The 19,344-nt window shown below is 69.2% G+C and carries 15 protein-coding genes; 8 read left to right on the top strand and 7 right to left on the bottom strand.

Annotated elements, in window-relative coordinates; genetic code table 11:
• Window positions 1–44: 44 nt before the first annotated feature.
• From D3877_RS17760 to ykgO, 6 genes are all read right to left on the bottom strand, one after another.
• Complete coding sequence (locus D3877_RS17760) at window positions 45–2,783, bottom strand: DUF2339 domain-containing protein (RefSeq protein ID WP_119832027.1); 2,739 nt, start codon at window positions 2,781–2,783, stop codon at window positions 45–47.
• A gap of 292 nt (window positions 2,784–3,075) precedes the next feature.
• Complete coding sequence (gene pcsA, locus D3877_RS17755; protein WP_119832026.1) at window positions 3,076–3,780, bottom strand: phosphatidylcholine synthase; 705 nt, start codon at window positions 3,778–3,780, stop codon at window positions 3,076–3,078.
• Between the two features lie 143 nt (window positions 3,781–3,923).
• Window positions 3,924–5,231 carry a glycolate oxidase subunit GlcF gene (glcF, locus tag D3877_RS17750; RefSeq protein ID WP_119832025.1) on the bottom strand — a complete coding sequence of 436 codons (1,308 nt, stop codon included), beginning with the start codon at window positions 5,229–5,231 and terminating at the stop codon, window positions 3,924–3,926.
• A 13-nt stretch (window positions 5,232–5,244) separates the two neighbouring features.
• Window positions 5,245–6,573, bottom strand: a complete 1,329-nt coding sequence (locus tag D3877_RS17745; protein WP_119832024.1) for an FAD-binding protein — start codon at window positions 6,571–6,573, stop codon at window positions 5,245–5,247.
• A 14-nt stretch (window positions 6,574–6,587) separates the two neighbouring features.
• Window positions 6,588–8,075 carry an FAD-linked oxidase C-terminal domain-containing protein gene (locus tag D3877_RS17740; RefSeq protein WP_119832023.1) on the bottom strand — a complete coding sequence of 496 codons (1,488 nt, stop codon included), beginning with the start codon at window positions 8,073–8,075 and terminating at the stop codon, window positions 6,588–6,590.
• Between the two features lie 195 nt (window positions 8,076–8,270).
• Window positions 8,271–8,396 (bottom strand): type B 50S ribosomal protein L36, encoded by a 126-nt coding sequence (gene ykgO / locus D3877_RS17735; RefSeq protein WP_012973122.1) that lies wholly within the window; start codon window positions 8,394–8,396, stop codon window positions 8,271–8,273.
• Between the two features lie 391 nt (window positions 8,397–8,787).
• Here ykgO and D3877_RS17730 point away from each other — a divergent pair, with 391 nt between their 5' ends.
• From D3877_RS17730 to D3877_RS17720, 3 genes are all read left to right on the top strand, one after another.
• Window positions 8,788–9,816: a putative 2-aminoethylphosphonate ABC transporter substrate-binding protein gene (locus D3877_RS17730; protein ID WP_119832022.1), complete on the top strand. Its 1,029-nt coding sequence runs from the start codon at window positions 8,788–8,790 to the stop codon at window positions 9,814–9,816.
• Between the two features lie 91 nt (window positions 9,817–9,907).
• Window positions 9,908–10,957, top strand: coding sequence for a putative 2-aminoethylphosphonate ABC transporter ATP-binding protein (locus tag D3877_RS17725; RefSeq protein ID WP_119832021.1), 1,050 nt, complete (start codon window positions 9,908–9,910; stop codon window positions 10,955–10,957).
• 1 nt (window position 10,958) lies between these two features.
• Complete coding sequence (locus tag D3877_RS17720) at window positions 10,959–12,692, top strand: putative 2-aminoethylphosphonate ABC transporter permease subunit (protein WP_238474942.1); 1,734 nt, start codon at window positions 10,959–10,961, stop codon at window positions 12,690–12,692.
• A gap of 166 nt (window positions 12,693–12,858) precedes the next feature.
• Here D3877_RS17720 and D3877_RS17715 read toward each other — a convergent pair whose 3' ends face one another.
• Window positions 12,859–13,728 (bottom strand): LysR substrate-binding domain-containing protein, encoded by an 870-nt coding sequence (locus D3877_RS17715; RefSeq protein WP_238474941.1) that lies wholly within the window; start codon window positions 13,726–13,728, stop codon window positions 12,859–12,861.
• 28 nt (window positions 13,729–13,756) lie between these two features.
• Here D3877_RS17715 and D3877_RS17710 point away from each other — a divergent pair, with 28 nt between their 5' ends.
• From D3877_RS17710 to D3877_RS17690, 5 genes are all read left to right on the top strand, one after another.
• Window positions 13,757–14,980 carry a 2-aminoethylphosphonate--pyruvate transaminase gene (locus D3877_RS17710; protein ID WP_238474940.1) on the top strand — a complete coding sequence of 408 codons (1,224 nt, stop codon included), beginning with the start codon at window positions 13,757–13,759 and terminating at the stop codon, window positions 14,978–14,980.
• Window positions 14,981–15,158: 178 nt separating this feature from the next.
• Entirely contained in the window at window positions 15,159–15,989 is an 831-nt protein-coding gene (gene phnX / locus D3877_RS17705; protein ID WP_119832018.1) for a phosphonoacetaldehyde hydrolase, read from the top strand.
• Window positions 15,986–17,227 (top strand): NAD(P)/FAD-dependent oxidoreductase, encoded by a 1,242-nt coding sequence (locus D3877_RS17700; RefSeq protein ID WP_238474939.1) that lies wholly within the window; start codon window positions 15,986–15,988, stop codon window positions 17,225–17,227. Before phnX ends, D3877_RS17700 begins: the two co-directional genes overlap by 4 nt.
• Before the next feature lie 37 nt (window positions 17,228–17,264).
• Window positions 17,265–18,638 carry an aspartate aminotransferase family protein gene (locus tag D3877_RS17695; RefSeq protein WP_119832017.1) on the top strand — a complete coding sequence of 458 codons (1,374 nt, stop codon included), beginning with the start codon at window positions 17,265–17,267 and terminating at the stop codon, window positions 18,636–18,638.
• Between the two features lie 282 nt (window positions 18,639–18,920).
• Window positions 18,921–19,313, top strand: a complete 393-nt coding sequence (locus D3877_RS17690) for a winged helix-turn-helix domain-containing protein (protein WP_119832016.1) — start codon at window positions 18,921–18,923, stop codon at window positions 19,311–19,313.
• Window positions 19,314–19,344 lie beyond the last annotated feature (31 nt).

Below are 19,344 nucleotides of genomic sequence, written 5' to 3'. Positions count from 1 at the left end.
GGTCTTGCCGCCCGGCCAAAGGGGAGCGCGCCGCCGCGCCGCTGTCAATGCGTCTGTTCGTCCGCCGGATTGTCCGCCGCTGCGACTGACGGCCCGCGCAGGCGCTGGTAGAGGAAACCGACGCCGACCAGACAAACGCCCAAGCCGAGGAAGGAGGCGACGCGGTACAGGCCGGTCAGCCCCTCCATGTCGCTGACGAACACCTTGGCGACCACGACCAGCAGCAGGGCCAGACCGACATGGCGCATGCCGCCCCAGCCGAAGCGCAACGCCGCGACCAGCAGCAGCACCGCCACGATCAGGAAGGCGGCGGAATAGCTGTACCATTCGGCGTCCGACAGGCCGCCGCCCGACAGCACCGGCCCCTGGAAGACGCGCCGGATCTCAAGGGCCAGATTGGCCGCCAGCAGCGCGCCGACCAGCGCCGACAGCCCCCGGCGCAGCTCCGCCGACCGCAGAGGATCGACCCACAAAATCAGCGTCATCAGCGCGGCGGGCGCGCCATAGGCCAGCAGCAGGCGGTTGACCAGCAGCCACTCGCCCACCGATTCGCCGCTCCACAGCGGGTTGAAGCCGCCCAGATGGACGATGAGCGCCATCCCCGCCGCCAGCGCCAGCAGCAGACGCCGCCCCCAACGCGCCACCGGGCGCAGGCTCCAGCGCCGATCCACCGTCAGCAGCAGCGCCAGGCCCAGCCAAGACAGCGTGTGCAACGACGCCTCGACCAAGCTGGATGGCCGGTCGGTCAGGTCGGCGACCATCCAACGATGGACCGCCAGCGACGCCAGCAGGGTGGTGAAGATCAGCGCCCCGGCCTCCAGCACCATCACCGTCAGATCGTCGGCCTTGTCGTCCGGGGCCTGCCGCATCCAGCGCGCCGCCGCCAGGAAGCCCAGGGCGGGCAGGCCGTAGCCGTAGAAGATCCAGGCGATCCCCTTGTACTCCAACACCAGCGGATTCAGCGCCAGCCGGGCCAGCACGACCACAGCGACCAGAAAGGCGACGCGGCGCAGCTCGCGCAGGGTGAAATGACGCTCCAGCCACGCCAGAACCGGCACTTGCGCGGCCAGCGCCACCGTCAGCCACGCGTCGCGCAGGATCATCGTCGCGCCCAGCGTCATCGCCCCGACAGCCCCCGCCGCCAACGCGGCCAGCGCCAGATCGGCGTCCGCCCGCGCGCCGCGCTGGCGGGCCAGGGGCGTGACGGCGGCGACCAGCAGCGCCGCCAGCGCGACGGCGGCGGCGGGCCATTCCACCGCTGAACGGTCGGGTTCAAGCTGGGCGTAGAGGGTGGCCAGCAAGGCCAGCGGCAACAGCGCCGACAGCGACGCCCACAACGCGACCCGCCGCGCGCCCAGCATGGCGACAAAGCCGCCGACGCCAAACAGCGCGGCGAAGCCCGCCGTCGCCCAGATGGCGCGTTGAATCGGATCCAGCAGATCCCTCGGAACCCCCTCGACCAGCGGACGGCCATCGGGGGTGAGGGGGAGCCACGGGTTGGGCAGAGAGGGCAAATTCCACACGGCCAGCACCATCCACACCACCAGCCCGGCGACCCAGGCCAGCCCGGCCAACCGCTCCACCCGCCGCCCGGCGACCAGCCCGCCCAGCGCGAACAGGGCCAGCAGGCTCAAAGCCGCGTCGCCATGCTCGTCCGTCCACACCAGGCACAGCATCAGGATGGCGAACACCCGCGCCGCCGTCATCGCCAGCCGGTCCAGCGGGTGACGACGGTGACGGCGAAACCAGGAGGGCAAAGCGGCGCGCCAGCCGACAGCGGGCGGCGGCGGCGCCACCGGCTCCGCGTCGATCCAGCGGCTGAGCAGGGCGGGCGTCAGGAACAGCGCGGCGGACAGCGTCACATACAGCCCGACCGCCAGCGCGTCGCCCGGCGTCCACACGTCGCTCAGCCACAGGGCGGGCCAGCCCGCCGCGCCGATCAGCGTTCCCCAACCCAGCCAGCGCCATTCGCGCCACAGCACCAGCGCCACGCCCGCCGCGTTCAGCGCCAGCAGATAGGGGAACAGCCCCCAGGCCATCGGGTTGCCCGACGACACCAGCATCGGCGTGACGAATCCGGCCAGCAACCCCAGCGCGGCGATGAACGGCCCTTGCAACAGCGACAGCGCCACGCCGCTCAGGGACAGCGCCGCCAGCAGGGCGAAGGCGACCAGCGGATCGAACAGGCCGAACAGGGCGTAACCGCCATAGACGCTGGCGAAGGCGGCGAACAGACCGGCGCCGGTCAAGGCCATCGGCACATAATCGGGGTGAAGCGCGGCGAAGGCGCGCTGCGTCGGCTGGCGACGCAACCACTCGCCGCCGACGATCAAGCCAGCCCCGCTCACCAGCCCCAACGCCACGCGGACGCCCGGCCCCAGCCAGCCATGCTCGACCGACAGCTTGATGAAAAAGGCGGCGGCCAAGGCCATCGTCGCCCCACCCAGCCAGATCAACCAGCGCGAGGCCAGCGATTCCTCCAGGTCGCGCCACAGCGGACGGGCGGGCGGCGCGGGAGTCGCTGGTGGCGGCGGCGGTTCTGGCGGAGCCTCGTCGGCCAGAGGGGCGACGGTGATCTCGTCGGAAACGGGCGGCAGGGCGGCGGCGGGGTCCGGGACGATGTCCGGGGCAAGGTCGGCGACGGCGGGCGTCGCTCCGGCCTGCGCCGACAGGCGGGCCACGGTCTGGCGCAAGTCGTCGATGGCCTTGGCTTGATCCCGCAGCCGACGGTCCATGCGGAGAACGACAAAGCCGATCACCAGAAGCAGCGCAAAGAATTCCATCGTGACGCCGCCCCATCGCCGGTTCAACCGCCGATCAGGATAGCCTCACGCCGCGCGCTTGTCTTGCGATGGAAAGAGCGTTGAGATCACCACGCCCGATGTCAGAGCAAGCACGTTTTAAAGAGTGTCTTTTGACACGGATGAACACGGATGCCGACTGCGTCGGCCCACGGATAAACACGGATTAAAAGAGATCAATCTGATCCGTGTTCATCCGTGGATATCCGTGTTCATCCGTGTGAAATTTTCTTTTGGACCACACAAGCCCGCCGTCAAACGATTGGCCCCGGCTTCAAGGACCGCGCAGCGTCCGCCACAGACAGACCGCGCCGTAATAGCCGGACGAGGCCAGCCACAGGCCGAACAGCCAGCCGGGCCGCTCGGGCGACAGCACCACCAGCGCGCCGCAGCACAGCAGCCACACGCTGGTGACGCCGATGTTCAGCGGCATCAGGGCTTTGACCCGGAAGGGGTGCAGGAACTTCATCGTCGTGAAGGTCAGCAGCCCCAGCGCCAGCACCACCGCCGCGTTGATCCAGGGGTCGAGGTTCAGCAGCCAGAGATACAGCGCCACGACGTTCCAGATCGCCGGGAAACCGACGAAATAATTGTCGCCGCTCTTCATCTGCACGTTGGCGAAGCAATAGAGCGAGGTCAGCAGCACCCAGGCGGCCAGCGCGATGCTGACAAGCCCCTCCGGCAACAACCCGAAGCGGTGCATGAACACCGCCGGGACGACGACGTAGGTGAGATAATCGATCACCAGATCCAGAACCGACCCGTCGATTCCCGGCAGCACCTGCTTGACCGAGGCGCGGCGGGCCAGCGTGCCGTCCACGCCATCGACCACCAGCGCCACGCCCAGCCACGCCAAACACAGTTTCGCGTCGCCCGCCGCCGTCGCCAACAGCCCCAACAAGCCCAACACCGCCCCGCTGGCGGTGAAGACATGGACGCCCCAAGCCGACAGGCGGTGGGTGATTCCGTAGGCACTCATGCGGGGATTCCGTTTCGGCGGGCGGTCAAGATCGGGAGCAAGGCGGTTTTTTGACACAGACGCGCCCAGTTAAACACAGATTTATAGCGCTGCGGAATCCCCCATGCCGCAGAGCCGGTGAAAGCCCCTGTGCGCCAGGCCCGTCAGGCCGTTCCGGCCAGCGCGTCGGGCTTCGGCCCGCCGGTCGCCCAATCGAGCAGCTCCACCGTGTGAACCACCCGCAGATTGGTCGGCAGCGTGGCCCCCGCCGCGATTTGGGCGATGCAGCCCAGATTGCCCGCCGCCACGATCTCCGCGCCTGTGCTGGCGATGGCGGCGATTTTGCGGGCGCGCAGTTCGTCGGCCAGTTCGGGTTGCAGCAGGTTGTAGGTGCCCGCCGACCCGCAGCAGAGATGCCCGTCGGGAATTTCCTTCACCGCGAATCCGGCGGCGCGCAGCAGGGCGCGCGGCGGCTCCTTCAGCTTTTGCCCATGCTGCATCGAACAGGCGGAGTGGTAGGCCACCGCCTGCCCGGTGGCGATCACCGGCGCGCTCAGGCCCAGATCGGCCAACAATTCGGTGACGTCGCGCGCCAGCCCGGCGACATGCGCGGCCTTGGCGGCGTAGGCCGGATCGTCGCGGAACAGATGGCCGTAATCCTTCACGCTCGTGCCGCAACCCGAGGCGTTGACGATGACGGCGTCCAGCCCCTCCCCCGCCACCTCGATGATCCACGCGTCGATGGCCGCCTTGGCCTGTTCGCGCGCCATCGCCTCTTTGCCCATATGATGGGTCAGCGCGCCGCAGCAGTCGGCCCCGCGCGCCACCACCACCTCGACGCCGTGGCGGGTCAGCAGGCGGATGGTCGCCTCGTTGATCGACGGGGCCAGCACCCGTTGCGCGCAGCCCAGCAGCAGCGCCACCCGCTTGCGCCGGGTTCCCTGCGCCGGATAAACGCCGGCCCGGTCGCTGGCGCTGGGGTTGGGGACGCGGACCGGGGTCAGCGCCAGCATGGCGCGCAACCGCTTGGGCAGCAGGGCGCGGAAGGGCCGCGTCGCTGAAGCGCCCAGCATCGCCACCCGCAGCGCGCCCGGATTGGTCAGCAGCCGGGCCAGCAGCGCCCGAGTCGCCCGGTCGGCCAGCGGGCGGCGGTGGGTGTGTTCGATGTGGGCGCGGGCGTGATCGACCAGATGCATGTAATGGACGCCCGACGGGCAGGTGGTCATGCAGGACAGGCAGGACAGGCAGCGGTCGAGATGCTTGACCGTCGAGTCGGGCGGCGGCCCGCCCTTTTCCAGCATGTCCTTGATCTGATAGATGCGCCCGCGCGGGCTGTCCAACTCATCGCCCAGGATGGTGTAGGTCGGGCAGGTCGCGGTGCAGAAGCCACAATGGACGCAGGCCCGCAGGATCGCTTCGGACTCGCGGATCGCCGGGTCGGCCAGTTGGGCCAGCGTGAAGTTGGTTTGCATCGCCGCCGTCTCCTCACACGCCCGCGTAAAGGCGACCGGGGTTCAACACCCCCTTGGGATCGAAGCTGTCCTTGACCCGCCGGGTCAGCGCCATCAGCGGATCGGGCGGCGGTTGGAACACCGCCGTCACCGCGCGAACCTCGTCCGGCGCGCGAATCAGGGTGGCGTGGCCCTGCGCGCCGACCGCGCGGCGGATGGCGGCGACCGAATCGGGCGGCGCGGTCAGCCAGACCAACCCGCCACCCCAATCATAAAAGGCCTCAACCGCCAGCGTCCGCCGAATCGCCGCGACCACCGATGGGCCGGAGGCGGGGGGGACGGAGAGTTTCCACAAATGGGGCGTGTCGCCTCCTTGGCCTCCTTGGCCCCCTCCCCAACCCTCCCCCGCTGGCGCGGGAGAGGGAGTCAGGCGCGCGTACAGATCGGCCCCCTCTCCCGCCGAAGGCGGGGGAGGGTTGGGGAGGGGGCCGGGGCCAGCGCCAGAACCACCCCCATCCCCGACGCCCCCCAAACACCCGACATCCCGAATCTCGCGCCACACCGCCCGCGACTCGGGCGCGTCCAGCACGACGTCGGCGCGCAACTCCTCGCGCAGCGCGGCGACTCGCGCGGCGACGGATGGGCCGAAGCCCTCCAACCGCACCAGCGTCACCGCCCCGCCCGCCCGCGCCAGCGCCGACACGGTCGAGCGCGCCGCCAAACCGTCGGGCAGATGCGCCGCGCCCGACACGTCGTAGGGGCTGCGCAGCGCGCGGTCCAAGACGCCGACCGCCGCCACATCGTCCAGCCCGAACAGCAACAGGGTCGCCGTGTCTTCCGGCGCGGGCAGCACCTTCACCGTCAGTTCGGTGAAGGCGGTCAACGTGCCGAAGGATCCCGCCATCAGCTTGGGCAGATCATAGCCGGTGACGTTCTTCACCACCTTGCCGCCACCCTTATAGGCCTCGCCGCGCCCGCTGACTCCCGCCATGCCCAGCGCGTGGTCGCGCGCCGATCCCGCCGAAATCCGCCGGGGACCGGCCAGACCGCAGGCGATCACCCCGCCCAGCGTGCCGCCCTCCGGCGGTTCAAAGGCCAGATGCTGCGCCCGTTCGGCCAGCAGCGGCAGAATCAGCGCCATCGGCGTTCCCGCCCGCGCCGTCAGCACCAATTCCTCCGGCTCATAGGCGACGATCCCCGACAGGGCGGACAGGTCGAGCGCGTGGGTCGTCCGTACCGGACGGCCAAGCCCGCGCCGGGAACCGCTGCCCAGCACCTCCAGCGACTCGCCCGCCGACAGCGCCCAGCGCACGGCGTCGGCGAGCTGCGCGTCGGTGTCCGGCTTCAGCGTGGTGATGGTCATGCCGGGTCGCCCCTTCAAAAGCGCGGAATGTCGGGGAAGCGCAGTTCCCCCTGGTGAACATGCAGACGGCCCAACTCGGCGCAGCGGTGCAGGGTGGGAAAGACCTTGCCGGGGTTGAGCAGCCCGTCGGGATCGAAGGCGCATTTCAACCGCTGTTGCTGCTCCAGATCCGCCGCGTCGAACTGGTCGGTCATCAGGTCGCGCTTTTCCACGCCGACGCCATGCTCGCCGGTCAGCACGCCGCCGACCTCGACGCACAGGCGCAGGATGTCGTTGCCGAAGGACTCGGCGCGCTCCAGCTCGCCCGGCTGGTTGGCGTCGTAGAGTATCAGCGGGTGCAGGTTGCCGTCCCCGGCGTGGAAGACGTTGGCGACGCGCAGGCCATAGCGCGCCGACAATTCCGTCATCCGCGTCAGCACCTGGGGCAGCGCCTTGCGCGGGATCGTGCCATCCATACAATAGTAATCCGGGCTGATTCGCCCGACCGCTGGGAAGGCCGCCTTGCGCCCGGCCCAGAAGGCCAAGCGTTCCTCTTCGGAATTCGAGACGCGGGTGCAGACCGCGCCCTTGTCGGCGGCGATGGCGGCGACCCGCCCGATCAGGTGATCGACCTCCGCCGCCGGGCCGTCCAACTCGACGATCAGCAACGCCTCGACGTCCAACGGGTATCCGGCGTGGACGAAGGCCTCCGCCGCGTGGATGGCCGGGCGGTCCATCATCTCCATGCCGCCGGGGATGATTCCCGCCGCGATGATCGCCGCGACGCAATCGCCGCCCTGCTCGCTGGATGGAAAACCGATCAACACCGCCCGCGCCGTCGCCGGTTTGCGCAGGATGCGCACGGTCACTTCGGTGACGATTCCCAGCAGCCCTTCCGACCCGGTGACGATTCCCAGCAAATCATAGCCGCCCGCCTCCAGATGCTTGCCACCGAGCCGGACGATGGTTCCGTCCATCAAGACCAGCTCCACCCCCAACAGATTGTTGGTGGTCAGCCCGTATTTCAGGCAATGGACCCCGCCGGAGTTTTCGGCGACGTTGCCGCCGATGGTGCAGGCGATCTGACTGCTGGGATCGGGGGCGTAGTAAAAGCCCTCCCCCGCCACCGCGTTGGAAATGCCGAGATTGGTCACGCCCGGCTGAACCACGGCGCAGCGGTTGGCGTAGTCGATGTCCAGGATGCGCTTGAACTTGCCCATCCCCAACAGCACCCCGTCGGCCAGCGGCAAGGCCCCGCCCGACAGCGAGGTTCCCGCCCCGCGCGGCACCACCTTCACCCCCATCTCCTGGCAGGTCTTGAGGATGCGCGACACTTGATCGACCGTGCTGGGCAGCACGGCGACCAGCGGAAGCTGGCGGTAGGCGGTCAGCCCGTCGCATTCATAGGCGCGGAGTTCCGCCTCGTCGACGATCACCCCCTCGCCGGGGACGATGGCGCGCAGCGCCTCGACGATGGCGCGGCGGCGGGCGATCACGCCGCTGTCCGGGACCGGCATCTTCATCGGCGGGCGTCCTTCTGTCCGAAACGGCGAATCCGTCCGTAAGACGTACCATTCGCCGCCGTGTGGACACAAGGCGTCCGGGCACAAGACGCTGAAACGCAGCCCAAAACGCAAGAGCCGCGCCCGAAGGCGCGGCTCTTGCGAGAAACCCGTTGGCGAAGAGGCCGGGGAGTGGTCCCAGGCCGCCTTGCCGGATCAGCCCTGACGGGCCTTGAAACGCGGGTTCTGCTTGTTGATGACGTAGACACGGCCCTTGCGGCGGATGACCCGGCAGGCCTTGTGACGCGTCTTCATCGACTTCAGAGAATTGACGATTTTCATGATGATGTTCCTGGACGCTCTGGCGGCTCGATCGAAGGCGCGCACCATAGTGCGACGTCCCCCACCTGTCAACGCTTGGCTTTGGATGAGTTTCCATCCTTTTGCGAAGATCCGACGACCGCTTTTCAGGCTCTCCCGCCCCCGCCGTCGCGCCGGGACTTCGGCCAATTCATACGAGGACTCACGAGATCTTGGCCCCGCGCCCAAATGACGAGTCAACGAACCGCCGCCGCCTTGCCGCGTGATTCGGGCGCGGCGATGGAGGATTCCGTCATCAAAGCTTAACGGGTTCCCGTTCACCGCTGGGTCTACAAAACGCTTCCGTAAGGGTCACGCCCCCCTGCCCTGCACCATCGGGCAAGCGGGTCCACAGGACAACGGGAGCATCGACATGAACATCCGCAACGCGCTTCTCGCCACGGTCGGCGCGCTCAGCGCGCTGACCCTGGTCAGCGCCGCCCACGCCGCGACCACGCTGACCGTCTACACCGCGTTGGAGACCGAGCAGCTCGATCCCTACAAGAAGGCGTTCGAGGCCGACAACCCCGGCATCACCATTCAATGGGTCCGCGATTCGACCGGCGTCGTCACCGCCAAGCTGCTGGCCGAAAAGGCCAACCCCAAGGCCGACGTGGTGTGGGGGCTGGCCGCCTCCAGCCTGATGGTGCTGGACGCGCAGAGCATGCTGGAGCCTTACGCGCCCAAGGGCCTGGACGCGGTGAAGCCGACCTTCCGCGACGCCAAGACGCCGCCGACCTGGGTCGGCATGGACGCCTGGATGGCGGCGATCTGCTTCAACACGGTCGAGGCCGCGAAGAAGAACCTGCCCAAGCCCGCCTCCTGGGCCGATCTGCTGAAGCCGGAATACAAGGGCCAGGTGGTGATGCCGAATCCGGCCTCCTCGGGCACCGGCTTCCTCGCCGTGTCGGGCTGGCTGCAACAGATGGGCAAGGACGCCGGTTGGGCCTATATGGACGGGCTGGACAAGAACACCGCCGTCTACACCCATTCCGGTTCCAAGCCCTGCAAGATGGCCGCCGCCGGTGAATACGCCGTCGGCATCTCCATCGAATACACGGGCGCGGTTCAGAAGAACAAGGGCGCGCCGATCGACGTGATCCTGGCCAGCGAGGGCGTGGGCTGGGAAGAAGAAGCCACCGCCATCGTCAAGGGCACCAAGAATCTCGACGCCGCCAAGGCGCTGGCCGATTGGGCCGCGACCAAGAAGGCGAACGAGCTGTATGTCCAGTTCTACGCCGTCACCGCCGTGCCGAACGTCGGCAAGGCGTTGCCGAACTACCCGGAAAACGCCGAAGCGAAAATGTTGAAAACCAACGATTTCGCTTGGGCCGCCGCCAACCGCGACGCCATCCTGGCGGAATGGACCAAGCGCTACGACGCCAAGTCCGAGAAGAAGTAAGCGCCAGCAATCCCGCCGTTCGGCCTCCCCCCGCCCCGTCGCGGGGAGGAGGCTGTTCGCGCGGGCGCCGTTTTTCAAGGGGGGCGACGCCATGACCCATCTGCATCTCGACTCCATCGTGAAACGCTACGACAGCTTCACCGCCCTGAAAGGCGTGTCGCTGGAGGTCAAGCGGGGGGAGTTCCTGTGCTTTCTCGGCCCGTCCGGCTGCGGCAAGACCACCTTGCTGCGCGTCATCGCCGGGCTGGATCCGCAAAGCGAGGGGCGGGTGACGCTGGACGGGCGCGACGTGTCGCGCCAACCGCCCTCGGCGCGCAATTACGGCATCGTCTTTCAATCCTACGCGCTGTTTCCCAATTTGACCGTCGCCAAGAACGTCGCCTATGGCCTGAAGCTGGACCGCGCGGCGACCAAGGCGCGGGTGGATGAACTGCTGGCCCTGGTCGGGTTGCCGGAGTCCGGGCCGAAATACCCCGGCCAATTGTCGGGCGGGCAGCAACAGCGCGTGGCGCTGGCCCGCGCGCTCGCCCCCTCCCCCGGCCTGCTGCTGCTGGACGAGCCGCTGTCGGCGCTCGACGCCCGCGTGCGCGGCCATTTGCGCCAGCAAATCAAGGATCTGCACCGCCGCCTGGGCATCACCACCATCATGGTGACGCACGACCAGGAAGAGGCGCTGACCATGGCCGACCGCATCGTCGTGATGAATCACGGCGTCATCGATCAGGTCGGCACGCCCGACGAGATTTACCGCCACCCGGCCACCCCCTTCGTCGCCGATTTCGTCGGGGCGATGAATTTCCTGCCGGGAATCGCGGGCGAGGACGGCGTGGTCCATGTCGGCGACGCGCGGCTTCACAGCAACAGCGACCTTGCGCCGGGCGCCGCCGTCACCGTCTGCCTGCGCCCGGAAGACGTGGTGGCCCGCCACCAGAACGGCGCCAACCGCATTGAGGCGACCATCGAGGCGCTGGAGTTCATCGGCCCCTTCCACCGCGCCCGCCTGCACGCGCCGGAGTTGGGAAGCCACCGGCTGACCGCCGATTTCTCCGCCAATCTGGTCCGTGACCTGGATTTGGTCATCGGGGGCCGCCTGCCCGTCATGCTGCCGCGCGAGCGGCTGCGCGTTTTCCCGGTGGCCTGAGATGAGCGCGACCGCCGCCGCCATGCCGAAGCCCCAGAGCAAGCCCAAGACCAAGCCCGCCCGCTCCCCCCGCCCGGTCGAAACGGCGGATTCGCGGTTGTTGAACGGCGGCACGCTGATTCTGGCGCTGTTTTTGACGGTGTTCGTCCTGCTGCCGCTGGGCGCGATCTTTCTGCGCAGCCTGTATGACCGCAACGACACCTTTGTCGGGCTGGCCAATTTCGCCACCTTTCTTGGCACGCCCGCGCTGTCGGCCTCCATCGGCAACAGCCTGAGCGTGGCGCTGGTCAGCACCGTCATCACGGTGATTCTGGCCTTTCTCTTCGCCTTTTCGATCACCCGCACCGGCATGGCGGGCAAGGGCTGGTTCAAGGCCGTCGCGCAGATCCCGATTCTCGCCCCGTCGCTGCTGCCCGCCATTTCGCTGGTTTATCTGTTTGGCAACAAGGGCATGCTGCGCGACGTGATGATGGGCCACAGCGTCTACGGCCCCATCGGCATCGTGCTGGGCGAGGTGTTTTACTGCTTCCCGCACGCGGTGATGATCCTGGTGGTGGCGCTGTCCACCGCCGACGCCCGGCTGTACGAGGCGGCGGAATCGCTGGGGGCCGGGCCGTGGCGGCGTTTCTGGACCATCACCCTGCCGGGCGCGCGCTATGGCCTGATTTCGGCGATTTTCGTCGTCTTCACCTTGGTCGTCACCGATTTCGGCATCCCCAAGGTGATCGGCGGCAATTACAACGTGCTGGCCACCGACGTGTACAAGCAGGTGATCGGCCAGCAGAATTTCGGCATGGGCGCGGTCATCGGCATGGTGTTGCTGCTGCCCGCCCTGCTGGCCTTCGTCGCCGATTGGCTGGGCCAGCGCCGCCAGATGGCCTTGCTGTCGGCCCGCTCCGTCCCCTATGTCCCGCCCAAGAGCGTGTGGGGCGACCGGCTGGCGTTGGGCTATTGCCTGCTGATCGCGGCGCTTCTGGTCGGCATGTTGGGGGTGTCGGCCTACGCCTCGCTGGTCAAATTCTGGCCCTACAATCTGTCGCTGACCCTGGCGAATTATGATTTCGAGCAGTTCGACCCCGCCGGCTGGGGCAGCTACGCCAACAGCCTGCGTCTGGCCGCCTGGACCGCCGTGGCCGGAACCGCCGTCATCTTCACCGGGGCCTATCTGGTGGAGCGCAGCGCCGCCCTGCCCGCCCTGAAGCTGACGGTCCGGCTGCTGGCCATCGTACCGTTGGCGGTGCCGGGCATGGTGCTGGGGCTAGCCTACATCTTCTTCTTCAACGCGCCGTGGAACCCGTTGAACGGGCTGTACAACACGCTGGCGATCCTGGTCCTGTCCACGCTGGTGCATTTCTACACCGTCGGCCATCTGACCGCCGCCACCGCGCTGAAGCAGTTGGATCCCGAATTTGAATCGGTGTCGGCCTCGCTGAAGGTGCCGGTGTGGAAAACCTTCGGCCGCGTCACCGTGCCGTTGTGCCTGCCCGCGATCCTCGACATCGGCATCTATCTGTTCGTCAACGCGATGACGACCGTCTCGGCGGTGGTGTTCCTCTATTCCCCCGACACCAAACCGGCGGCGGTCGCCGTGCTGCACATGGACGACGCCGGAGAAACGGCGGGGGCCGCCGCCATGGCGATGATGATCGTCTACACCTCCATCGCCGTCCGCGTTTTGCACGCGGGTCTTGGCGCGTGGCTGGGCCGTCGGTCGCAGCGCTGGCGGGCGCGCTGAGGCCAGCCGCGCTTGCCCCCTCCCCAGCCCTCCCCCGCTTCGCGGGAGAGGGAGTCTGGAGCCTTGTCGGCGGGCGTGCGCCCATCCCCTCTCCCGCGAAGCGGGGGAGGGTTAGGGAGGGGGAAAACCGAACCGACCACTTCAGCGCGACCCGCCAGACGCGCCCTCACGCCGCCGCCAAATCCCGCGCCACCTCCAGAAAGGCGCGGACCACCGCCAGACGGCGGCGTTCGCGCAGGCACACCACATACTCGTCCATATCGACCGCCGCCCCGGCGATGGGCAGCAGGACCAGACGCGGGTCGCCGGTGAATTCGGCGGCGGACACGAAGCCGACGCCCAGCCCCGCCGCCACCGCCTCCACCACCGCTTCGCGGCTTTCGATCACCAGCGCGCTGGCCGCCGTCAGATCGGCGTCGGCCAGCGCCCGCTCGATCAGGCGGCGGGTCATCGAGCCGACCTCGCGCATCACCAGCCGTTCCGCCGCCAAATCCTGAACCGTCACCGCCCGCTGACGGGCCAGCCGATGGCCGCGCGGGACCAGCGCCCGCACGGGGTCGCGGCGGAACGGCACGACGTAAAGCCGCGCGTCGCCCGGCACGTCGGCCAAAACCGCCACGTCGATTCGCGTGTCGAGCAACCCCTGCATCAGCGTTTGCGAATTGCCGACCGACAGCGTCACCGTCGGCCCCGGATGCAGGCGCGTGAAGGCGGCGAGCAGCGGCACGGCGTGGAACGGCCCGTCGGCGCCAACCGCCAGCGCCCCGCCGTCGAGATGCCGCACCCCGGCCAACAGCTCCAACGCCTCCTGCTCCGCCGCGAACAGGCGGCGGGTGACGGCGAACAGCGCCTGTCCCACCTCGGTCAAGGTCACGCCCCGGCGGCTGCGCTCGAACAGCAGGACGCCGTGCGTGTCCTCCAGCGCCTTCACCTCTTGCGACAGGGTCGGCTGGGTGACGTTCAGCAGGCGCGCCGCCTTGGTGAATCCGCCCTCGCCCGCCACGCTGTGAAAGGCGCGGAGATGGGCGATGTTCATTGATTTCATCTATGGACCCATAGATCGAATGGATTGGATTTATGGTACGCCGCCGGGTGTCATCCGTCCACCGCAGCGCACCCGCCTGCCCTTTCACCAGACCGCCGCCCCACCTGATGAGCGCAGCGGTGGAGCCTTTCCGATGACCGAACCCTATTTGCTGACCCCCGGCCCGCTGACCACCTCGCGCACCGTGAAAGAGGCGATGCTGCGCGATTGGGGATCGCGCGACGGCGCCTTCATCGCGCTGAACCGCCGCATCCGCGCCCGGTTGGTCGAGCTGGCCAACGCCGCCGACAGCCACGTCGCCGTCCCGGTCCAGGGATCCGGCACCTTCGCGGTGGAGGCGATGATCGGCACGCTGGTGCCGCGCGACGGCAAGCTGCTGGTCCTCATCAACGGCGCCTACGGCAAGCGCATCCAGCGCATGGCCGAGGTGATCGGTCGCCGCGTCGTCGCCATCGAGGTGGCCGAGGATCAGCCGGTCGATCCGGCGACGCTCGACGACGCGCTGAGCGCCGACGCCGACATCACCCATGTGGCCGTCGTCCATTGCGAAACCACATCCGGCATTCTCAACCCGGTTGAGGCGGTGGCCGACATTGTCGCCCGCCATGGCCGCCGCCTGTTGATCGATTCGATGAGCGCCTTCGGCGCCCTGCCGCTCGACGCCGCGCGCGTGCCGTTCGAGGCGGTGGCGGCGTCCGCCAACAAGTGCCTGGAAGGCGTTCCCGGCATGGGCTTCGTCATCGCCCGCGCCGACGCGCTGGCCGCCGCCAAGGGCAACGCCCATTCGTTGAGCCTGGACCTGCACGACCAGTGGCGCGGGTTCGAGGCCAACGCCCAATGGCGCTTCACCCCGCCCACCCACGTGCTGGCCGCCTTCGGTCAGGCGCTGGACGAGCATGAGGCGGAGGGCGGCGTCGCCGGGCGCGGCGCGCGTTACGCCGTCAATGGCCGGATCCTGATCGACGGGATGCGGGGCTTGGGCTTTGAAACGCTGCTGCCCGACGCGCTGCAAGCGCCGATCATCGTCACCTTCCGCATGCCCGCCGACCCGGCCTTTGTCTTCGACGCTTTCTACGACCAGCTCCGCGAGCGCGGTTTCGTCATCTACCCCGGCAAGCTGACCGTCGCCGACAGCTTCCGCATCGGCTGCATCGGTCGGTTGGGCGCGGCGGAGATGCGCGCCGCGCTGGACGCCATTCGCGCCACGCTGGACGCCATGGGCGTGGCCAGCGGCGCCCCGTAAGGCCGCGACAACCGCCCGAAAAGCCCCTCTCCCCCTGCGGGAGAGGGGTTGGGGTGAGGGGCCGCAAGTCTGTTTGTCCGCCTTCGGCGGATCCCCCTCATCCCAACCCTTCTCCCGCAAGGGGAGAAGGGCCATTCCCCCAAGCCGCCCCCCTCTTCGCCGTCAAGGATCCCTCGCCATGACCGTCACCTACACCCGCCGTTACACCGGGCCGCTTCAGGCGGCGATTCTCGATTGGGCGGGCACCACCGTCGATTTCGGCTGTCTGGCCCCGGCGGGGGCCTTCATGGAGGCGTTCGCCCGGTCCGGCGTGGAGATCACGCTGGAACAGGCCCGCGCCCCGATGGGCATGGCGAAATGGCATCACATCCAGGCGATCACCCGGATGCCCGCCGTCGCCGACCTGTGGGCGTCGGTCCATGGCGCCGCCCCGACGGACGAGGACGTCAACCACCTCTACAACACCTTCCTGCCCTTGCAGGTCGCGGTGGTCGAACAGCACGCCGACGTGATTCCCGGCGCGGTCGAGGCGGTGGCCGCCCTGCGGGCGCGCGGGCTGAAGATCGGCTCGACCACCGGCTACCCGCGCCCGGTGATGGACGTGGTGCAGCGCGTCGCCGCCGAACAGGGCTACAGCCCCGACGTCGTCGTCTGCGCCGGTGAGACGCCGACCGGACGGCCCGGCCCGTCGATGGCGCTGCGCTGCGTGATCGAGCTGTCGATCTCCCCAGTCGAGGCCTGCGTCAAGATCGGCGACACCGTGGTCGATGTCGAAGAGGGGCTGAACGCCGGGATGTGGAGCATCGGCGTCACCGACACCGGCAACGAAATCGGCCTGCCGCAAGCCGAGTGGGAGGCCCTGCCCGCCGACCGCCGCGACGCCCTGCGCCGAACCGCCGCCGACCGTCTGGCCCGCGCGGGCGCGCATTACGTCGTCCGGTCGCTGGCCGACGCCGTGCCGTTGCTCGACCTCATCGACGCCCGTCTGGCGCGCGGCGAAAAGCCGTGAGCCAAACCCACGCCACCCCGCCCAGCGAATCCGTGGACGTCGTCATCGTCGGGGCCGGGATTCTCGGTCTGGCGGTGGCGTGGGAGTTGGGCAGGCGCGGCGGACGCTCCGTCCTCGTGCTCGACCGCCACGCCCCGGCGACGCAGGCGACGGCGAAGGCGGCGGCGCTGCTGACCCGCGCGCGGGCCGACGCGGCGACCGCCGCGCTGGTCCGCGCCACCTACGACGCGGTGACGGCTCTGGAAGCCGCGCTGGGCGAGGATCTGGGGCTGCGCCGCGTCGGCACGCTGCATGTCGCGGCCTCCCCGGAAAAGGCCGCCGCGCTGCGCGGGCTGTTGACCGACAGCGCCGATCCGGTCGCTTGGCTGGACGGGGCGGGGGCGGCGCGGCTGGTTCCCTGGCTTGATCCGGCTGCGGTGACGCTCGCCGCCCACGCGCCGCTTGACGCTTACATCGACCCTTACCGGCTGGCCGACGCCTATGGCCGGGCGGCGCGGCGGTTGGGCGTGCGGGCGCCCGGCGGCGTGTCCGTCCGTGGAATCCGCGTGGCGGACGGGAGGGTGCTGGGGGTGGACACCGACGGCGGTTTCATCGAGGCCCCCGTCGTGGTCAACGCCGCCGGCGCCTGGGCCGCCACGCTGGCCGCCACCGCCGGGGTTGGCCTGCCGCAAGCCCCGGTGCGCAGCCAATATTGGATCACCGAAGCGCGGCCCGACCTGTTCCTCAGGGATTGTCCCATCACCGTCCTGCCCGACGCCGGGGCCTACGCCCGCCCGGAGTTGGGCGCGCTGCTGTTCGGCCTGCGCGGCGGCGCGTCCTTCGCGCTCGACCCCGCCAGCTTGCCAGAAGACAGCAACGGCCTGCTGCTGGAGGATTCCGACGATGGTTGGACGACGCTGGAGGCCGGATGGCCGGGGCTGGCCCGCTTCTGCCCGGCGCTGGAGCAGGTCGGCTTGGCCCATTATGTGGCAGGCCTGTCCACCTACACGCTGGATGGCCGTTTCGTGCTGGGGCCGGTCGCGGCGGTTCGCGGGCTGTTGATGGCGACCGGCTGTTGCGGGGCGGGAATCGCCGCGTCGGGCGGCATTGGCGCCGCCATCGCCGCGTTGGCGGCGGGGGAGGACAGCCCCATCGACCTGTCGGGCTTCGCGCCCGACCGGCACGGCCCGGTCGATCCCTTCGCCCCCGCCCTGCGCGCGGCCTGCGCCGCCGCGCGGTCGGGCAAGACCGCCGGTTGACGCGACTCGGTTTCCCCCAGCAAAAGGACCGCCCACAATGCCGGTCGATCGTTCCGAAGGCGACGTCAACCACGGCCCGCGCCGCGCCCGCTGGGCCGGTGACGGCGTCGGCCCGCGATCGCGCGCCCTGGTGGAGCGCGACGCGGCGGCCTTTCTCAAGCAATCGCTGTCCACCCCCTGCCTCAGCGCCGTGCGCAAGGCCGAAGGGATTTGGATCGAGGATATGGACGGGCGCCGCTTCATGGATTTCCATGGCAACAGCGTCCACCACATCGGTTACGCCCACCCCCGGCTGGTCGCCGCGCTGAAGGCCCAACTGGACGAGCTGACCTTCGCCCCGCGCCGCTTCGCCTGCGAAGCGGCGGCGGAGCTGGCGGAACGCTTGACCGCCAATGCCCCGACCGGCCCGGACTCCCGCGTGTTGTTCGCGCCCGGCGGGTCGGAGGCCATCGAGATCGCGCTGAAAATCGCCCGCGTCGCCACCGGGCGATTCAAGACCGTCTCCTTCTGGGACGCCTTTCACGGGGCCGGCTTCGGCGCGGTCAGCGTCGGCGGCGAGGCGGTCTTCCGCTCCCACGGGATCGGCCCGCTGCTGCCCGGCGCGGAGCATGTGGCGCCCTTCGCCTGCTCGCGCTGCGCCTATGGCTTTCCGTCCCGCAGCGGCGCCCCCGACCTTGACGCCTGCAAGATGGCCTGCGCCCGCATGGTCCGCTACGCGCTGGAGAAAGAGGGCGACGTCGCCGCCGTGGTGGCCGAGCCGATCCGCGCCGTTCCCTATGTGCCGCCGCCGGGCTTCTGGCCAGCGGTGCGGCAGGCCTGCAACGAGGCGGGCGCGCTGTTGATCTTCGACGAGATTCCGACCGGGCTGGGCAAGACCGGCGCGCTGTACAGCCACGAACCCTTCGGCGCCGCCCCCGACATTCTGGTGTTGGGCAAGGCGCTGGGCGGGGCCATGCTGCCGCTCGCCGCCGTCATCGCGCGGGCCGGGCTGGACGTGGCCGGAGACCGGGCGCTCGGCCATTACACCCACGAGAAAAACCCGCTGCTGGCCCGCGCCGGGCTGACCACGCTGGACATCATCGCCGACGAAGGGCTGGTGGAGCGCGCCGCCGATCTGGGCGGCCACGCGCGGGCGCGGCTGGACGACATGGCCGCCCACGATTCCGGCATCGCCGAGGTTCGCGGCGCCGGTCTGCTGCTGGGCGTCGAGTTCGTCACCCCCGACGGCGCACCGGACAATGACCGGGCGGAGGCGACGCTCTACGCCGCCCTGGCGCGCGGCCTGAGCCTGAAGGTCAACATGGGCAGCGTCCTGACCCTGTCGCCGCCGCTGACCATCCCGCGCGCCGATCTGGACCGGGCGCTGGACATACTGGACGACGCGCGGCGTGAAACGGCGTCCGGGGCCTGAACCCCGCTTCAACACGGATGAACACGGATGCAGGCTGCGCCTGCCCACGGATGAACACGGATCAAGAGATCTCTTATTATCCGTGTTCATCCGTGGATATCCGCGTTCATCCGTGTCTCATGACCCTTATCCTTGATTGACGGTCAACCATGGCTTGGGTTCACGGCCACAAAGAGCGTGACCGGGCCATTGACGGCCCCCCTCCGCGCGCGCTCCAATGACGGGCGGTTTCCAGGCTCCGGCCCACCCCACTGGACCCACCTTATTGGAAGAGGGTCGATCATGGCCTCCGACATTCGCGTTCGTTTCCTGCACCCGTCGGGCGCCATCGGTCCCGGCAAGATCGCGTTGTTGGAGGCCATCGACCGCACCGGCTCGATCTCCGCCGCCGCGCGGGCGTTGGGGATGACCTTTCGCCGGGCGTGGTTCCTGGTGGAGACCATGAACAGCGCCTTTCGCGATCCGGTGGTGAAAACCAGCGTCGGCGGGCGCGAGGGCGGCGGAGCCGGGTTGACGCCGCTGGGGCAAGAGGTCGTCGCCCGTTACCGCCGGGTGCAAGAGGACGCGCGCAAGGCCGCCGCCCCGCATCTGGACTGGTTGGACGGCGTGCTGAAGGAACCGCCGCCGGACGACGCGCCAAGCGCCGACACGCCAATCACCGACGCGCCCGCCTGACCCCTTCTGTTCGCGCAGGGCTGTTTTCCTT

This window comes from Azospirillum cavernae, assembly GCF_003590795.1.
Lineage (GTDB): Bacteria > Pseudomonadota > Alphaproteobacteria > Azospirillales > Azospirillaceae > Azospirillum > Azospirillum cavernae.
The sequence above is the reverse complement of the archived record's forward strand: the minus strand, read 5'-3'. Positions and strand labels throughout refer to the sequence as shown.